At 37.6% G+C, this 16,156-nt stretch carries 19 protein-coding genes; 17 read left to right on the top strand and 2 right to left on the bottom strand.

The genetic code is table 11. From position 1 onward, the window contains the following. Positions 1 to 3: 3 nt before the first annotated feature. From EUBDOL_RS00235 to EUBDOL_RS00315, 17 genes are all read left to right on the top strand, one after another. A complete protein-coding gene (locus EUBDOL_RS00235) occupies positions 4 to 801 on the top strand; it encodes a GDSL-type esterase/lipase family protein (RefSeq protein ID WP_050750062.1) in 798 nt (265 codons plus the stop codon). Between the two features lie 3 nt (positions 802 to 804). Beyond that, positions 805 to 1,293, top strand: coding sequence for an RNA polymerase sigma factor (locus EUBDOL_RS00240; protein WP_022420534.1), 489 nt, complete (start codon positions 805 to 807; stop codon positions 1,291 to 1,293). Next, positions 1,290 to 2,183, top strand: coding sequence for an RsiV family protein (locus tag EUBDOL_RS10895; RefSeq protein ID WP_004797375.1), 894 nt, complete (start codon positions 1,290 to 1,292; stop codon positions 2,181 to 2,183). Before EUBDOL_RS00240 ends, EUBDOL_RS10895 begins: the two co-directional genes overlap by 4 nt. Before the next feature lie 71 nt (positions 2,184 to 2,254). After that, positions 2,255 to 2,728 (top strand): RNA polymerase sigma factor, encoded by a 474-nt coding sequence (locus tag EUBDOL_RS00250; RefSeq protein ID WP_004797378.1) that lies wholly within the window; start codon positions 2,255 to 2,257, stop codon positions 2,726 to 2,728. After that, positions 2,725 to 3,240 carry a hypothetical protein gene (locus tag EUBDOL_RS00255; RefSeq protein WP_004797379.1) on the top strand — a complete coding sequence of 172 codons (516 nt, stop codon included), beginning with the start codon at positions 2,725 to 2,727 and terminating at the stop codon, positions 3,238 to 3,240. Before EUBDOL_RS00250 ends, EUBDOL_RS00255 begins: the two co-directional genes overlap by 4 nt. Continuing rightward, on the top strand, positions 3,237 to 3,806 hold the full coding sequence (locus tag EUBDOL_RS00260; protein WP_004797380.1) for a hypothetical protein: 570 nt from the start codon (positions 3,237 to 3,239) through the stop codon (positions 3,804 to 3,806). Before EUBDOL_RS00255 ends, EUBDOL_RS00260 begins: the two co-directional genes overlap by 4 nt. A 1-nt stretch (position 3,807) precedes the next feature. Beyond that, positions 3,808 to 5,205 (top strand): MBOAT family O-acyltransferase, encoded by a 1,398-nt coding sequence (locus EUBDOL_RS00265; RefSeq protein ID WP_004797381.1) that lies wholly within the window; start codon positions 3,808 to 3,810, stop codon positions 5,203 to 5,205. A 14-nt stretch (positions 5,206 to 5,219) separates the two neighbouring features. Further along, complete coding sequence (locus tag EUBDOL_RS00270; RefSeq protein ID WP_004797382.1) at positions 5,220 to 6,314, top strand: DHHW family protein; 1,095 nt, start codon at positions 5,220 to 5,222, stop codon at positions 6,312 to 6,314. Positions 6,315 to 6,545: 231 nt separating this feature from the next. Further along, positions 6,546 to 6,962, top strand: a complete 417-nt coding sequence (locus EUBDOL_RS00275) for a hypothetical protein (RefSeq protein ID WP_004797383.1) — start codon at positions 6,546 to 6,548, stop codon at positions 6,960 to 6,962. A gap of 584 nt (positions 6,963 to 7,546) precedes the next feature. Continuing rightward, entirely contained in the window at positions 7,547 to 8,419 is an 873-nt protein-coding gene (locus EUBDOL_RS00280; RefSeq protein WP_004797385.1) for a DUF368 domain-containing protein, read from the top strand. A gap of 7 nt (positions 8,420 to 8,426) precedes the next feature. After that, the gene (locus EUBDOL_RS00285; RefSeq protein WP_004797386.1) at positions 8,427 to 9,344 is read left to right on the top strand and encodes a glycerophosphodiester phosphodiesterase; all 918 of its coding nucleotides are present in this window, start codon (positions 8,427 to 8,429) and stop codon (positions 9,342 to 9,344) included. Positions 9,345 to 9,633: 289 nt separating this feature from the next. Continuing rightward, entirely contained in the window at positions 9,634 to 10,197 is a 564-nt protein-coding gene (locus tag EUBDOL_RS00290) for an ECF transporter S component (RefSeq protein WP_004797387.1), read from the top strand. After that, positions 10,188 to 10,775, top strand: a complete 588-nt coding sequence (locus tag EUBDOL_RS00295) for a uridine kinase family protein (RefSeq protein WP_004797388.1) — start codon at positions 10,188 to 10,190, stop codon at positions 10,773 to 10,775. The genes EUBDOL_RS00290 and EUBDOL_RS00295 overlap by 10 nt, the downstream gene beginning before the upstream one ends. After that, complete coding sequence (locus EUBDOL_RS00300) at positions 10,772 to 11,476, top strand: HAD family hydrolase (protein WP_004797389.1); 705 nt, start codon at positions 10,772 to 10,774, stop codon at positions 11,474 to 11,476. The genes EUBDOL_RS00295 and EUBDOL_RS00300 overlap by 4 nt, the downstream gene beginning before the upstream one ends. A gap of 297 nt (positions 11,477 to 11,773) precedes the next feature. After that, positions 11,774 to 13,000 (top strand): nicotinamide riboside transporter PnuC, encoded by a 1,227-nt coding sequence (gene pnuC / locus EUBDOL_RS00305; RefSeq protein ID WP_040462711.1) that lies wholly within the window; start codon positions 11,774 to 11,776, stop codon positions 12,998 to 13,000. Positions 13,001 to 13,077: 77 nt separating this feature from the next. Beyond that, the gene (efp, locus tag EUBDOL_RS00310) at positions 13,078 to 13,635 is read left to right on the top strand and encodes an elongation factor P (protein ID WP_004797392.1); all 558 of its coding nucleotides are present in this window, start codon (positions 13,078 to 13,080) and stop codon (positions 13,633 to 13,635) included. A 19-nt stretch (positions 13,636 to 13,654) separates the two neighbouring features. Continuing rightward, positions 13,655 to 14,401: an SDR family NAD(P)-dependent oxidoreductase gene (locus EUBDOL_RS00315; protein WP_040462713.1), complete on the top strand. Its 747-nt coding sequence runs from the start codon at positions 13,655 to 13,657 to the stop codon at positions 14,399 to 14,401. Here EUBDOL_RS00315 and EUBDOL_RS00320 read toward each other — a convergent pair. Next, positions 14,398 to 15,657, bottom strand: a complete 1,260-nt coding sequence (locus EUBDOL_RS00320) for a methionine gamma-lyase family protein (protein WP_004797394.1) — start codon at positions 15,655 to 15,657, stop codon at positions 14,398 to 14,400. The genes EUBDOL_RS00315 and EUBDOL_RS00320 overlap by 4 nt on opposite strands. 214 nt (positions 15,658 to 15,871) lie before the next feature. Beyond that, positions 15,872 to 16,033: a hypothetical protein gene (locus tag EUBDOL_RS11525; RefSeq protein ID WP_004797395.1), complete on the bottom strand. Its 162-nt coding sequence runs from the start codon at positions 16,031 to 16,033 to the stop codon at positions 15,872 to 15,874. Positions 16,034 to 16,156 lie beyond the last annotated feature (123 nt).

Here is a 16,156-nt window from a genome sequence, read left to right on the forward strand (position 1 = left end):
ATTATGAAAAAAACAAATCGCTTTACATTACTGTTACTATGTATTTCTATGCTTGTTGTGGTACTATTTATGGGGATCAAAAGTATTTGGCCGACAAAAGAAGCAAAAACCCACGATGCCAAGCAAGGGGAGGTTCATAAGCAAGAAAAGCCGGCTGAAAAGAAGCCTCATAAAGAAGAAACTTCGGATTCGAAAGAAAACGCTGTCCCCGCTATAACACCGATTTCGATGGACGATGCTTTGTTTATCGGTGATTCCAGAACAGTGGGATTGATGGAATATTCACAAATTCCGGAAGCAGATTATTTCTGCTCCGTAGGTATGAGTGTATTCAATATCCATGATGAAGCTGTTTCGGTTCCCAATGTCGGAAAGCTGACCTTAACGGAGCTATTGAACAATAAGACGTATAAAAAGATTTATATTATGTTAGGTATTAATGAAATGGGATATAAATTTGAAAATATATTGGCGAAATATGAGGAGTTAATTGACTTTGTGAAAGAAAAAGAAGCAGCTGCCGACATTATTCTTTTAGGAAATCTTCATGTTACGCAAAGTCGTTCCCAAAGTGATGAAGTATTTAATAATGCGGCAATTAACCGTTTAAATCAAGCGCTATCGAAGTTGGCGAAGAAAAAGAAAATTGCTTATTTTGATGCCAATGTATTGTTTGATGATGAAAACGGAGCCTTGGCGCAAGATAAGTCCTCTGATGATACACACCTTTATGCGAAATATTATGAAGAATGGGGAAAGTGGATCAAGGAACAAACAGCATTATTATTAAAGGAGGAATAACCGTTGGATAAAGACGAATTTTGCGAACAAATACGTTTATACGAAAAATCCATGTATTATGTCGCAATGTCGGTAGTAAGAAATGAAGCCGATGCCGGTGATGTCATTAGCGAAGCAATTTATCGAGCCTATAAAAGCTTGCCTGCTTTGAAGCATAAGCGTTTTTTTAAAGCATGGATCTTGCGTATCGTTCACAATACCGCAGTGGAATGGATTCGTAAAAATGCCAGGCTCGTGCAAATGGAAGCAATTGAGGAGAATATAGAGGAGCAAAGCGTGCATGATGATCTTACGATGAAGGTAACTCTTAAGGAAGCAGTTAGCGCTCTTAAACAGCCGTATCAAACGGTGGTCATTTTGTTTTATTATGAAAATTTATCTGTTATGGAAATTGCACATATTACCGATGCCAGCGTCATGGCGGTAAAAAAACAGCTTTCACGTGCTAGAAAAATGCTTTATAAGGTACTGAAGGAGGATTGTGAGATATGAATAAGAAGGATAAACAGATTCGTCAAAGACTGTCAAATGAGAATATGGAAATTCCAAGTACAGTCAAAAGCAAAATTGAACAAACTCTCATGCAGCTTCCAAAGCAGGAACAACAGCCTGTTTACAGCAATCGAAAACGTTTTGCCTATGCCTTTGCCTGCATTGCCTTTATTATGTTGTTCTTACTTCCGAATGTGAGTACGACGTATGCCAAGACCTTGGAACAAATACCGATCATCGGAGAGCTTGTAAAAGTTGTTACGATACGTAATTATTATTATGCAGACGATAAGCATGAAATGGACATTCACGTTCCGAAGGTAGATAATGAGGAGAATGGTGCCTTTGATGCAATCAATGCTGATGTGGAAGAACTGACACAAATGCTGGTAGAAAGATTTTATAAGGACCTTGAAACATTCGGTGGTGAAGGGCATAGTTCGGTGTATGTGAATTATGAAGTCGTTACCAATACGGATTCTTGGTTTACCTTAAAGCTGATCGTTAATGAGGTAGCGGGAAGTGGAAATACGTATTATAAGTATTATCATTTAAACAAGCTTACGGGAGCTACGGTTACGTTGGAGGATATTGTTAGTGATAAAGCGTTTTATCAAGTGGTTGCAGAGGATATTAAGCAGCAAATGCGAGAGGAAATGGCACAAGATTCGAATCTAAAATATTGGGTAGATGACAGTACCTTTGGTGATGATATCGTATCCATTGACGGAAAGCATAACTTTTATTTCAATAAAGAAAATGATTTGGTTATTCCGTTTGATAAATATGAGGTTGCACCGGGATATATGGGAACCTCGGAGTTTGTTGTTGATAAGGATTTGATTATGAAGTTTTTACACCCGCAGATGAAAAAAATCCTAGCACCATAAAGAATTTAAAAAATTTATAAAAAAATGTGACCTTTTATGATCAAGATACGTTTTTATAGTGGAGGTAGCTCGTGTTGAAATGTGATAGGACAGAGTTTGAAAGAGCCTATGAAGAGTATAGCAATCAGCTGTATCGCGTGGCTCTTGTATATACGCAGGATACTTATACAGCACAGGATATCGTGCAAGAGGTTTTCCTTCGTTATTTGAAAAAAAGCAGGACTTTTAAAGATAAGGAGCATGAACAAGCATGGCTGCTTCGGGTTACGATCAATCAATGCCATGATCATTATCGTAAAAATCGTCAGCTGACTTTTTTAAAGGAGGATCAACAAAGTGTTCTTCCATCGCAATTAAGTGCTTTGTCCTATGCTTTAGCACAACTACCAAAAAAGCATCAATCGGCGATTCTATTGCATTATTTAGAGGGATATTCCATCAAAGAAATAGCGGCGATGCTTCATTGTTCTCAATCTGCGATAAAGATGCGCATTGCAAGAGGAAAAGCACAGCTGCGAAAGCTCAGAGAGGAGGAAGAACTGTGAACCTGGAAAAAGAAAAGGAGCAGTATCGCTCGATTCAAGCACCTGTTGAGCTTAAGATGAAAATCATGCAGCAGGCAGAGAAAAAGCGTTTCTCTCAAAAACCTTTGTATTTGCGCTTCGCTCTTGTATGCTGTTTGATCGTAATATCCTTTGCGTTGATCTATCAGCCTAAGCAGCCTTTTTCTATCTATGTGAATCAACAAAGAATTACACAGGATATGCAAATGCTAAGTGTAAAAAGCACACAGAATCAACGAAGTCGGATAATTCACTCGGATACATTTGAAATTAAGGTAGCACATAAAGAGGATTATACGATCACAGCGAATGAGGGAGATGTGCGTTTCGATCAAAAGGATAAGGAAGTCCTTTTTTGGACTTTGCCTGAAAACATGACACAAAAGGAATATAAGCTGCAGCTTATAGGGAATACTAGAAGCTATGAGGTCATTGTGCGATATGATAGCAGCCGAGATTGTTGGTTTATACAATATAAGGAGATGAAAAAATGATGAAAAAACTATTTACTTTATGCTTAGCATGTATGCTTTGCTTAACACTTGGAGGGTGCCAAAAGGCAAACGATTCCGATAAGGGAAAACAAGAGAAAATTACCGATGCTACGCAGCTATTAACCGCTGTTTGGGATACGTATAAGGAAGATGAAAAGTTTCCGATTTTTGGCGGCGATGTAAAGCAACCGGTGGATAATGCGCCGGGAAGCTTTGATGTCAGTGATACAGAAAGCTTATCTTCTTTACTGATCGTTCCCAAGGATTATGGCAAACAGCTTGATGATGCAGCCGGCTTTTTGCATGCGATGAATGCCAATACCTTTACAGCAGGTGCCTTTCACATCAGCGATGCTAAGCATACAGAGGATTTTATCAAAGGCTTAAAGGAAGCAATCTTAAACAATCAGTGGATGTGCGGATTTCCGGAAAAGCTATTGATGTTCCGAATCAATGATGATTATGTCGTTTCTGTTTTTGGTAATCTGACTTTGATTGAAGTATTCCAAAAGAAATTACAAGCGCAATATCCATCAGCCCAACTGGTAGTGGAAGAAGCGTTCTAATATGCTGTTTTCCAGTATTCCTTTTCTGTTTTATTTTCTTCCCTGTACGCTTTTATGTTATTATATCGTACCGTTTCAATGGAAGAACTTTGTTTTACTGCTGTTTAGCTTGGTATTTTATGCATGGGGAGAGCCGATCTATATCCTCCTTATGCTTGTATCCATTGTATTGGGATATATTGAAGGCAGACTGATCGAGCGCCAACAGGATCAAAAGAAAGCTTTTTGGCTTACGGTATTTTCCTGTGGACTGCATATTGCTTTTTTGATCTATTTTAAATATGCCGATTTTCTATTAGACGGCTTGCGCTTTGCGGGGGCTTCGATATCACTGCTCAAGATTGCTTTGCCTCTTGGCATCAGCTTTTATACCTTTCAGCTTATCAGCTATCTCATTGATGTTTACCAAAAGAAATGTGCAGCGCAAAAAAGCTTTGTTATGTTCGGTGCCTATATTTCCATGTTTCCACAGCTGATTGCCGGACCAATCGTGCGTTATGCGGACATTGCCAAGCAGCTTGTTGAACGTAAGCTCTCTCTTGAACAAAGTGCTCAGGGAATGCAGCGTTTTGTTATCGGATTAAGCAAAAAGGTTTTGTTGGCAAATGCGTTAGGAGAGCTGTGTTTGGTATTGAGGGCAACACAAGTACCCTCTGTTTTGAATTATTGGCTGTATGCATTGGCGTTTGCATTACAGATTTATTTTGATTTTTCCGGTTACAGCGATATGGCAATTGGACTTGGAAAAATGATGGGGTTTCATTTTTTAGAAAACTTTAATTATCCTTTTATTGCCTCCAGTATTAGTGAATTTTGGCATCGTTGGCATATCAGCTTAAGTACGTGGTTTCGTGATTATGTGTATATTCCTTTAGGTGGAAGTCGTGTAAGCAAATCTCGTTGGATTATCAATTTATGTGTTGTTTGGCTGCTGACAGGGTTATGGCATGGAGCGGCATGGAATTTTGTTTTATGGGGTATCCTGTTTGCAATCCTGCTGCTTTTGGAAAAGGTCTTATTATCCTCCTTTTTAAAGAAGCATAAAATTCTAGCACATGGCTATGTTATTCTTTCCTTGCTTGTAAGCTTTGTCATCTTTGATGCCTCTACGATACAAGAAGCACTGCATACATTATCAATTATGTTTACCGGACAAGGACTTCCTTTGGCTTCAAATGAGGTTTGGTATTATATACAAAGCTACGGTATGGTCTTAGGTATCGCAATCATCGCATCAACACCGCTTTTTCATAAACTGCTTACGGCATGGAAAAAAACGAAAATGGGAAATACGATCTCACAGCTGCTTGAGCCATTCGTATTACTGATACTGCTCATCATCGTTACGTTCTGTCTGATCAACGATTCCTACAATCCGTTTTTGTATTTCCGGTTTTAGAAGGAGGATTGACGATGCTTGAAAAAACAAAGAATATGCTTATCCTTGTATTATTAGGTGGTTTTGTTTGTGTGCTATCTCTGACTTGCATCTTAAAAAAACCACAAGCCATATCTTATAGCGAGCGAAGAAAGCTGGCACAATTTCCGCAAATGAACATAGAGAATATGCAAAGTGGTAAATTTACACAGGAATTTGAGCGTTATGCTAGTGATCAGTTTCCACTACGAGATACCTTTTTGCAGTTAAATGTCTATTATACAAAAGATATATTGCAAAAGAAGGATATCAATCAACTTTATATACGTTTGAAAGATGTGATTGGAATGGAATACCCTCTTCATAAGGCTTCGTTGCAGCATGCGGCAAAGCTATGGAAAAGCATTCAGCAGACGTATTTAGCAGAAGCCAATCATGTGTATTATTCCATCATACCGGATAAAAGCTATTTTTTATCCGATGAAGAATACTTGAAGCTGGACTATGCTGCATTTTTTGAGGAAATGCATCGACAGGTAGGAGATATGACCTATATTGACATACTTCCTTATTTACAGCTAACGGATTACTATCGAAGTGATCCGCATTGGCGACAGGAGAAAATCATCGATGTAGCACAAGTGCTAGGCGAGCATATGGGAGTAAGCATAGCTGGCGATTATACGATTGAAAAGGTCGATGCTCCTTTCTACGGTAGCTATTATGCACGTTCCTTCGGTATGCTGAAGGCAGAGGATATGTACTATGTAACAAATGATGCAATGCAGCAATATCGCGTATATGATTATCAAAATCAGCGCGAAATTCCCATCTACGATCCTACGAAAGCAAAGGGAAAGGATCCTTATGAATTTTATTTATCAGGTCCGCTTTCCTATCTTACGATTGAAAATCCAAATGCTCAAAACGGACGTGAGCTTGTTGTTTTTCGGGATTCCTTTGCGAGCAGTATCGCCCCGTTATTAGCAAGCGGATATCAAAAGGTCAGTTTATTGGATATTCGTTATTTACCAAGCAGTATGCTAGGAAGCTATGTTGATTTTAGCGATAAAGATGTTTTATTTTTGTATAGTACGTCAGTTTTGAATCATAGTGAAACCTTAAAATAAGGGATAAGAAAGCTTTGAATAATAAGAATGAATTTACGGTGTTTATAGTTTTATAAGCTTTCATAAGCAAACAACAAGGCAACAATTGGAAGAAAATGACATATCTCTCAATGTGTGAGAATATGTCTTTTTTATATGTACCCATGCACCATGACTATATTGGCTAAGCACATAAATTGACAGAAGTATTTCTAAGGTTCTACAATTTCAGTATAAAATAGGAGGTAGTTTATGGTTAAAAATAAATTTCTATTATTGATTGCGGCAGTTGTTTGGCTGATTGCCGGATACAATGTTTTGCGCATCGGCTGGATTGCCTATATCAATTATATAAAACCTTTTGATATTCTTATTTCGGTTGTTATTTTCTGTTTGTTCTGGTTTTTGGTTTTTCATAAATTGGTACTTAAGCATACGAAAAGGATTCAAAGCTTTTTAGAGCCAAAGCAATATGCTTGGAAGTTTTTTGATCGTAAATCCTTTTTTATCATGTTTTTTATGATTACCTTTGGTATAGCAATTCGAAGTTTACAACTCTTACCGGAGGAGATTATTGCGATTTTTTACTCTGGTTTGGGTGCGGCATTATTTTTAGCGGGTATTCAGTTTTTCCACAGCTTTTTGGTAGAAATGAAAGAGGAGGCTTAATTTCAATCCATAGGAACATAAGGGAAAACGATGATGTTAAATTGTGCATTTTTTGACAAATAGCCGATAAATAAAGGGAAAATGAACAATATTCATGCTAAATCAGCAAAAATATAAACAAAAAGAGAGAAAATTAGGAAAAGGTATTGCATCGTAAGCAATTACATGCAATAATAGTCAAAGAAATAGGGAAAGCGCATTCAAATGGGGGGGATGAATCGGCATTCCCTATTTCTCATTAGTGGGGGAAGAAGGATTTGGTGCAACCAAATCCTTTTTTATAGAAAGAGCATATAGTGGTTTCATGATTATTTGCAATATGCTTTTTGAATCGAATTACCACATACCTATCTATTACTTGAAGCATCAATAAAGCCCTTTTGTGTATCTTAATCTTTGGCTGTTATCGGTAAAAGGAAATAATGCTTATGGACAAAGAGGATAATGCAGTGGGTAGGGGTTATGATGTAGCTGTTAATTCTTAACAGAAAATTAACAAATAATAATTGCATAATGTTAAAACTTCCCATATACTGAATAGAGTATGTTAAAATAACCATACATGAAATTATTGGAGGTTGTATATGTTAAAGACATTGATAGGTGGAATCGCCGTAGGCTTAGCAAATATTATTCCCGGTGTGAGTGGGGGAACCATGATGGTCGTATTGGGCTTGTTTAATCGTGTAATGTCCAGTATTTCCGGAATTTTTACAAAGGAAAATCCAAATCGTTTGGACGATATTAAATTCCTTGCGACAGTGCTTATCGGAGCAATGATCGGTTTGGTCGTCTTTGCGAATGTATTGGAGTGGTGTTTTGGAAACTATCCGACACAAACAATGTTTGGTTTTGTCGGTATGGTTGCGTTTTCTATTCCTTCTTTGGTAAGAAGTGAAATGAAGGAAGATGAAAGGTTAAATGCAAAGACGCCGACCTCTAAGAAGGCATTATCTATTCTTGGCTTTGGGCTTGGTTGTGTGATTATTTTCGGTATGATGTTGATTGCACCAGAAGAAAAGGAACTGGTTATCACAAGCTTTCCGGCTTTAGATTTAGTATATTTATTAAAAATGGTATTGATCGGTTTTGTTGCCGGCTTTGCGATGTTTATTCCCGGTGTGAGCGGATCAATGTGCTTATTGATTATAGGAGAGTATTATTTATTCAAATCTTTATTAGCAAATGTAACAAGTTTTGATTTACAAATCTTAATTCCACTTGCGTTTATGGGAGTGGGGATTTTGTTAGGTATTGTTGCTAGCAGTAAGATTACCGGATATTGTTTAAAGCATTTCCATAATATAACGATTTATTTTATTCTTGGCTTAGTAATTGCCAGCAGTATTGTATTGATTCCGCTCGATGCTACTTATGATATGATGATGATTATCAGTTGCTTTATTACGATGCTGGTTGGCGGCATCATTGTTGTTATGTTAGAAAAATTAGCATAAAGAGGGTATGAAAAGAAGTAGTAAGATAGGGATCGTTGTAGTAAGCATTGCTTTGGTTTATATAACTTTGCAGGTAATGCCGTACTTTAAGCATAAAAAGGATACGCCGTTTCGCATCGAACAAGGGGAGGCTCCTTTAGTCATTGCCCATGGCGGTGCTAAAAAGCTTTATCCGGAAAATACGATTCTTGCTTTTGAAAGTGTTGTCGATATGGGTGTGGATACCTTAGAAATGGATTTGTGTATGACCAAAGACAAAAAGCTGATTACACATCATAATTTGACGATTGATGAAACAAGTAATGGCAGTGGAAAGGTAGCTGACTATACTTACGAGGAGCTTACGCAGTTCAATTTCGGTTATCATTTCCAGGATCTTAACGGAAGTTATCCTTATCGTGATGATCAGCATGAAAAGGCTGTTCCGATGATGGTCGAGGAGCTGTTTCAAGAATTTGATAAGGACGTTACCTATATTATGGAGATAAAGGATAGTGGTGCTTTAGGCAAGCAGGCTGCCAAGCAATTAAATGATTTGATTGTTGCCTATGGACTAGAAGAATATGTTTGTGTGGCTTCCTTCGATGAAGATGTATTGGATTACTTTTTAGAAATCAAAGATGAAGATATCATTGTATCACTTGATTATGATACCGCCACCGAATTTATCGTTGCTAACTTAATCGGTTATGGTATATTTATGGATTATGAAGGCTATGGAATGCAACTTCCAATCGAGGAAATGGGAGTTCCGTTGGGAAATCGTTATCTGCAATGGAAAATTCATAAGAATGATATGTTTGTGCATTATTGGACGATTGATGATAAAGAGGATATGAAATATTTGATTAACAATGGTGCCGATGGAATTATTAGTGATCGAGTGGATTTGTTATTGGAAGTTTTAGAAGAGATGGGATATTGATTGGGAAGGGTAAGAACCTTCCTTTTTGTATTATGCTGTTTTTTCTAGAGAAAATAGAATAATGCTAGTGTAATTTAATATATTTTCGCATTTCGTATTTGTTTATCTTTCAATGCTGAAATTGAAAGAAATAAAAGCTCTATGAGAAAACCTACTGTAAGCATTTGGAAAAGAATAAGCTGGATTGAAAAATGACTAGTTGATCTTAATCATTATACTTTTTTTGCTAGAGAAAATATAAACTTTGCTTTATAATAAAAATAATTATAAATAGATAAAGGAGATTGACATGAGAACGAATCAAAAGCTTTCCGTATCTGCATTGATGTTGGCATTAGGAATGGTATTGCCGTTTTTTACCGGACAAATTGCGGTGATAGGAAATATGCTTCTGCCAATGCATATCCCGGTATTTTTGTGTGGGTTGCTTTGCGGTTGGCGATATGGTTTATTCATTGGATTTAGTTTGCCGTTATTGCGAGGTATGGTGTTTGGAATGCCAATCGTATATCCAACCGGACTTGCCATGGCATTTGAATTAGCTACTTATGGTATAGTGGTTGGTTATCTTTATGAGCGAAGTCATAAGCAAGGGATACGTGCCTTATATTGTGCATTATTGTCTGCTATGGTCATAGGACGTGTTGTTTGGGGCTGTATAGAGGTAATGCTGCTTGGTGTTGGCGGAAAGCTATTTACATGGGAAATGTTTATAGCCAATGCTTTTGTACAGGCGATACCGGGAATTTTATTACAGTTGGTACTGATACCTTGCGTTATGCTGTTACTTGATCACACAGGGCTTATTTGTTTTCATGGCAGGGAAAAGGAGCAAATCGGTATATGCGATTAGAAGAAGCCTTAAGCTACATGGAAAACTGTATAAAGCCGTTGTTGAAGCATGATAGCATTTTTGTGTTAGCAATTGACGGACGTTGTGCTGCCGGAAAAACTACATTTGCCAAGCATTTGGCAAAACGATTATCAGCGGCTGTCATTGCGACAGATGATTTCTTTTTACCGCAATCACAAAGAGAAAACAAATTACTGGACTGTCCTTTTGATAAGGAGCGCTTTATGAAGGAAGTCTTAATTCCGTTAAAGGAACAAACAAACTTATGTTATCACCGTTTTGATTGTCATACGCAAAGCTTTGTTGAAGCTAGGCATATAGAGCTACATAACGGAGGTATAGTTATTATCGAAGGGGCGTATATATTTCACCCAAGCTTGCATGCGGATTGGGATTTTCGTTTGTTTATGGATATTGATAAACAGACGCAAAAGGAGCGTATCCTTCTTCGAAATGGGCAAAACAATGCCCTTCCTTTCTTTGAAAAATGGATTCCGTTGGAGGAAGAATATATAAAACGATATGATATTATGAAACACTGTGATAGTTGTTTATGTTTACATGAGGAGATTGTATGAATATTATTTTTGATCTTGATGATACCCTATATGATTTACATTTGCCTTTTGCGAAAGCAGTCGAAACAATCTTTCAAAATCAATATGTGTTAGATATAGAGGAGTTGCTTATTGCCAGTCGTAAGTATGGAGATAGCATTTTTCCACAGTTGCATGCCGGAAAAATCTCAATAGATGAAGCGGGAGCATATCGAATTCAAAAGGCAATGGAGGATTGCGGATATACTATAAGTAAAGAAAAGGCGATGTGCTTTCAAAAAAGCTATCGCCATTATCAAGATGAAATTGTAATATCTGATTCCATGCGTGCTTTGTTGGATTGGCTTGAGGAAAAGGACGTTTTTCTAGGCATATTAACAAACGGAAAGACAGAGCATCAACGATGCAAAATCAAGAATTTGGGATTGAAACAATGGATTGCGGAAGAATATATGCTTGTTTCCCAGGAAATAGGATATTCCAAGCCTCATGTGCAGGCTTTTTTGACAGCCTGCCAGCGTTGGAAATTAAAACCGGAGGATACATGGTATATTGGCGATACGTATATTAATGATGTAGAGGGTGCAAAGCGTGCCGGACTGCATGCAATTTATTTTAATCGCAGACACCATCAGTTGCCTGATTCGAAGTATTTAGCAGATGCCGTTGTTGGAAATGAGGAAGAATTGTATTGCTTGCTAAAGAATATGTTAGAGAGATAGAAAGTTTTGATTTGGTGAAAAATCCATTCTTTATAGGGAATAAAAACGATGGTAATTTTGCATAAAGGAAAAGTTTTATTGCGAAACTTTATTATCGTGTATGTATGCTGTCTTAGACACAGCAATGTAAATGATTTTTTGCTATTGTTGTTGATAAGCAGTTATAAACAAAGAGGTAAAGACTGTTACAGGAAAGAAATGTATGTAAAAATGCAAGATAGACTTGTTAAGAAGTATGTTTTCCCTATATAATGTTAAGGCGTTTGCAAAATAGAAACGAGGGAGAATAAGTTACGTATGATGAATTTTTTTAAAAAAAATATAGAAGCTAAGAAAAAACTGCGAACAGCTGAAATTGTGCTTTCGGTTGTTTTAGGCATTGCTTCTTTGCTTTCCATTGGCTATGGCTTATGGGAAATCAATGCAAAGGTTGAAACTGCAAAATATCTTCAAAGTGTGGAAATGATTCGTGATGTAGATTTAGAGGATTACAGCGAGGACAATACGATTTGCGAGGTTACCTATAAATTAGGTGAACAGCAGCTGGTTGTTCCATATTCTTATGAAGAATATATCAAGCTAGATGCACAATCCATTACTGCTTATGAGTTTGAAACTGAAAACGGCACCAAGCTGTATTTCGATCATAAGGATATTCAAGCGAAAGAGATACAATATTCATATCGTCAAACACGTGCCAATGAATTGACACAGTTATTTAACTTTGGAATCGCTTCTTTGATTTTGGAGTTATCCATATTGATTATGATGCTATTTGCGAAATTATTTACAACCTATGAAAAAACATGGTTTTTATCCATTATGGTATTGGCAACCATTATCTCCGTTGTATTTCCGGAGGAAAGTGCAAATGGTGTAAATGGCATCGTTATTATGCTTCTGTATTTGTTAGATACCTTCTTGAATATCTTGTGTGAGCTGTTGATTTCGAAGCAATCAAGGTATAACTTCCTTGTCTCCGTACTAGTAGAAATTGTGGAAATTATATCTTGTATCGTATTGATGTATCGTTTTGCGACGATGGCAACAACGCTGTTCTTCTGGCTGCCGATTGATATCATCAGCTATATCAACTGGTCTAAGCATAAGGACGATGCAGAAAGTGAATTGACCGTGGTTCGCAGATTGAAGGGTTATCAAGAGGTACTGGTTATTTTAGGTATTATTATCTGGACTGTTGTTGTTGGATATTTCATCAGTGGATTGGATATCGCAACCGATTTCTATAATAATGAGATATTAGAAACAGCAATCATTTACATTGATGCATGTGCTTCAGCGGTAGGCATTGCCAATGGATTATTTATTTTCTTCCGCTTGCGAGAGCAGTGGATTGCATGGTATATCTGTGCTTTCCTTGAAGCAATTATCAATATTATTTCCGGACAATATGTTTTATTGGTTTTAAAGCTGGGCTATTTTACAAATACAACGTACGGCTATATCAAATGGAGCAAGTATATTCAAGCGCATTCCAAGGAAAAACAGCCACAAATATCTTAATGAGGCTTGAGGAATAGTGCTAAAATTGATAAAATAAAATACGTAAAGAAAAGAAAAAAGATTAGGAGTGAAAAAACATGGCAATTTCAGCAGGTGATTTTAGAACAGGATTAACATTGATCGTTGATGGCGATCCTTGTCAGGTATTGGATTTTCAGCATGTAAAACCGGGTAAGGGGGCTGCTATCTTAAAAACCAAGATGCGCAATTTAAAAACCGGCTCTATTCAGGAAAGAAACTTTAATGCTTCTACGAAATTCGAACCGGCAAATATTTCAAGACGTGATGCACAGTATTCTTATGAAGCAGATTCTACATACTACTTCATGGATTTGGAAACGTATGACTCTTATGAACTGACAGCTGATCAGATCGGAGAAAACAAATATTACATTATTGAAGGATCAACGGTTTCTTTGATGTTCTTTGAGGGTACCTTGTTATCACTATCTGTTCCGGAAAAGGTAGAATTAACAATTGCGGAAACAGATCCGGCAATCAAGGGTGCACCATCTACACAGACCAAAGACGCTGTAACCGAAACCGGACTTAGCTTACGTGTTCCACAGTTTATCGAACCGGGAGAAAAGATCGTTGTTTTCTCAACCGATGGCAAATATGCAGGAAGAGCTTAATATAAGCTCTTTTTAAATGATGAATAAGGTTGTATTAGTAACCGGAGGAGCAAAGGGAATCGGTCGTGCAATTGCTTTGGAGTTGGCAAAACAAGGATATGACATCGTTATTAACTATTTGACTTCGCAAAAGGAAGCAGAAGCACTGCAAAAGGAAATCAAGGAAATGTACGGTGTGCGTTGTATGGCAATTCCATGCGATGTATCCAAAGAAGATGAAGTCGATAAAATGATTTCATGCATTGAGGAAAAACTTGGTGGTGTAGATATTTTAATCAATAATGCCGCCGTGGATTTGTCCAATTTATTTCATTTGAAAACAGCAGAGGAATTTAGAAGAACAATGGAGGTTAATGTCGTCGGTGCTTTTAATTGCAGTAAGCGGGTATATCGCTATATGCTGGAAAAGGAGTATGGAAGAATTATTAACATTTCCTCAACCAATGGCATCAACACCTATTATCCGATGTGCATTGATTATGATGCCTCCAAAGCCGCATTGATTTCTTTGACGCACAATCTTGCTTTTGAATTTGCGCCTTATATTCATGTGAATTGCATTGCTCCCGGTTTTATCGGTACCGAAAATGAGCTTGATGGTTATGATGAGGAATTTTTGCGAGAAGAGATTGAAAAAATCATGGTTCAGCGCTATGGTGATCCTAAAGAAGTTGCATATTTGGTGAAATTTTTGATTAGTGAAGAGGCCGATTTTATTAACAATACCGTCATTCGTATTGATGGCGGACAAAAAGGAAGCTGTTAATCCAGCTTCCTTTTCATATTGGATAGTGCTAATAAAATAGATAGTTTGCCATATTCAAAGGTCAATCCACCCTGCATATATAGAGTATATGGCTCAATGACCGGCGCATCGGCACTTAATTCGATCGTACTTCCTTGTGTAAAGCTTCCGGCAGCCATGACCTCATCGAAAGGATAGCCGGGCATCGGAGCCGGTAGAACATGGACAAAGGAATCTATCGGACTTGTTTGTTGAATACCTTGAGTAAAGCTTACCAAATTCTCCTTTGTTTTTAATTCCAAGGTTTGAATGATATCGGTGCGTTTCTCATCAAAGCGAGGGGAAATGTTGTGATAACCGAGCTTTTCTAGCATATAGGCTGAGAAAACCGCAGTTTTCAAGGCATTTTTTACGGCATTGGGAGCCATGAACAGACCTTTGAAGAAGGCATTGTTCAAATTAAAATTCGCACCTAAGCTTTTGCCGATGCCGGGAGCAGTCAAACGTTCGGCAACCATGTGGATAAGCGCTTTGTTACCGGCAACATAGCCACCGGTAGGTGCAATACCGCCACCTAGATTTTTCATCAAGGAACCTACGACGATATCCGCACCGACATGACTTGGCTCTTTGGTTTCCACAAGCTCTCCATAACAGTTATCCACCATGATGATGACTTCATCATTTACTTCACGAATCTTTGTAATGATGTGCTCGATTTTGGCAATCGACAAGGATTTGCGATGGGAATAGCCTCTCGATCTTTGGATTTCTACCAAACGCACATTGTTTTCCTTTAGACGCTTGATGATCGTTTCTTCATCGAAATCATCGTTTTTTAATTCGATTTGTTCGTAATGCACTCCGTTTGCTTTTAGGGATTGCGTAGAATTCCCGCTTAAGCCGATCATTTCCTGCAAGGAATCGTAGGGAGCACCGGATAAAGAAATCATGGTATCACCATGCTTCAATAAAGCGGATAAGGTCAAATACAACGCATTGGTACCACTCATAATTTGCGGACGAACCAAGGCATCTTCACAGCCTAACACACTAGCGAAAATTCTTTCCAGCTTATCACGACCTTCATCGTAGTTTCCATATCCGTTAATATCGCTAAAATCGGAATAGGATACCTTGTTTTCGATAAAAGCCGATAAAATACGATTGGAATTTTCTAAGCAAACATGGTCGATTTCCTTATAAATATCAGATAGTATTGCATCGGATTCCTGAGCCAAGGCAAGCAGCTCAGAATGGATTTGTTCTAGTATCATTGAAAAACCTCCTGCTAATCATACAATGCTTATTATACACGAATTTGGGATATTTTTAAGACATAGCAGAAAGAAAATAAATTATTTGAGCCATATCGGTTAATGGAAAAGGATATATGAATATAGGTAGGTGGTTTATGGATATTAAAAAATCTCTATCCTACGACAGAGATTTTTTTCTTATGCATAATGTCATAAGAATACAGGAAGCAAGCTACTGCTCCTCGTAGTAACAGCCTTCTTCCTGCGAAGGAGGAAAACGTCTGCCCTTTTCTACGTCAATATCAGCGTACATTTCCTTGCCATTTTTGTCATAGCATGTGTACTTACCTGTTTTTTCGCAGTTCATTCCTGGGCGGTACTTTTTCTGTGCCATTTCTAACACCTCCTGATAGTAGTATGGTGGGGATAGCAGGTGCTATACATAAAAAGATTGTGATTTTTATAAGAAATTGATAAAATGGTATCGTTTGAAGAAGCTTTATGATTATGATGAAAG

This window comes from Amedibacillus dolichus DSM 3991 (assembly GCF_000154285.1).
GTDB lineage: Bacteria > Bacillota_I > Bacilli_A > Erysipelotrichales > Erysipelotrichaceae > Amedibacillus > Amedibacillus dolichus.

Bases quoted from the DNA above. Each gene is read 5' to 3' on its own strand.
- EUBDOL_RS00235 (WP_050750062.1), top strand. From the start codon at position 4: ATGAAAAAAACAAATCGCTTTACATTACTGTTACTATGTATTTCTATG.
- EUBDOL_RS10895 (WP_004797375.1), top strand. From the start codon at position 1,290: ATGAATAAGAAGGATAAACAGATTCGTCAAAGACTGTCAAATGAGAAT.
- EUBDOL_RS00260 (WP_004797380.1), top strand. From the start codon at position 3,237: ATGATGAAAAAACTATTTACTTTATGCTTAGCATGTATGCTTTGCTTA.
- EUBDOL_RS00265 (WP_004797381.1), top strand. From the start codon at position 3,808: ATGCTGTTTTCCAGTATTCCTTTTCTGTTTTATTTTCTTCCCTGTACG.
- EUBDOL_RS00270 (WP_004797382.1), top strand. From the start codon at position 5,220: ATGCTTGAAAAAACAAAGAATATGCTTATCCTTGTATTATTAGGTGGT.
- EUBDOL_RS00275 (WP_004797383.1), top strand. From the start codon at position 6,546: ATGGTTAAAAATAAATTTCTATTATTGATTGCGGCAGTTGTTTGGCTG.
- EUBDOL_RS00280 (WP_004797385.1), top strand. From the start codon at position 7,547: ATGTTAAAGACATTGATAGGTGGAATCGCCGTAGGCTTAGCAAATATT.
- EUBDOL_RS00285 (WP_004797386.1), top strand. From the start codon at position 8,427: ATGAAAAGAAGTAGTAAGATAGGGATCGTTGTAGTAAGCATTGCTTTG.
- EUBDOL_RS00290 (WP_004797387.1), top strand. From the start codon at position 9,634: ATGAGAACGAATCAAAAGCTTTCCGTATCTGCATTGATGTTGGCATTA.
- EUBDOL_RS00295 (WP_004797388.1), top strand. From the start codon at position 10,188: ATGCGATTAGAAGAAGCCTTAAGCTACATGGAAAACTGTATAAAGCCG.
- EUBDOL_RS00300 (WP_004797389.1), top strand. From the start codon at position 10,772: ATGAATATTATTTTTGATCTTGATGATACCCTATATGATTTACATTTG.
- pnuC (WP_040462711.1), top strand. From the start codon at position 11,774: ATGATGAATTTTTTTAAAAAAAATATAGAAGCTAAGAAAAAACTGCGA.
- efp (WP_004797392.1), top strand. From the start codon at position 13,078: ATGGCAATTTCAGCAGGTGATTTTAGAACAGGATTAACATTGATCGTT.
- EUBDOL_RS00315 (WP_040462713.1), top strand. From the start codon at position 13,655: ATGAATAAGGTTGTATTAGTAACCGGAGGAGCAAAGGGAATCGGTCGT.
- EUBDOL_RS00320 (WP_004797394.1), bottom strand. From the start codon at position 15,657: ATGATACTAGAACAAATCCATTCTGAGCTGCTTGCCTTGGCTCAGGAA.
- EUBDOL_RS11525 (WP_004797395.1), bottom strand. From the start codon at position 16,033: ATGGCACAGAAAAAGTACCGCCCAGGAATGAACTGCGAAAAAACAGGT.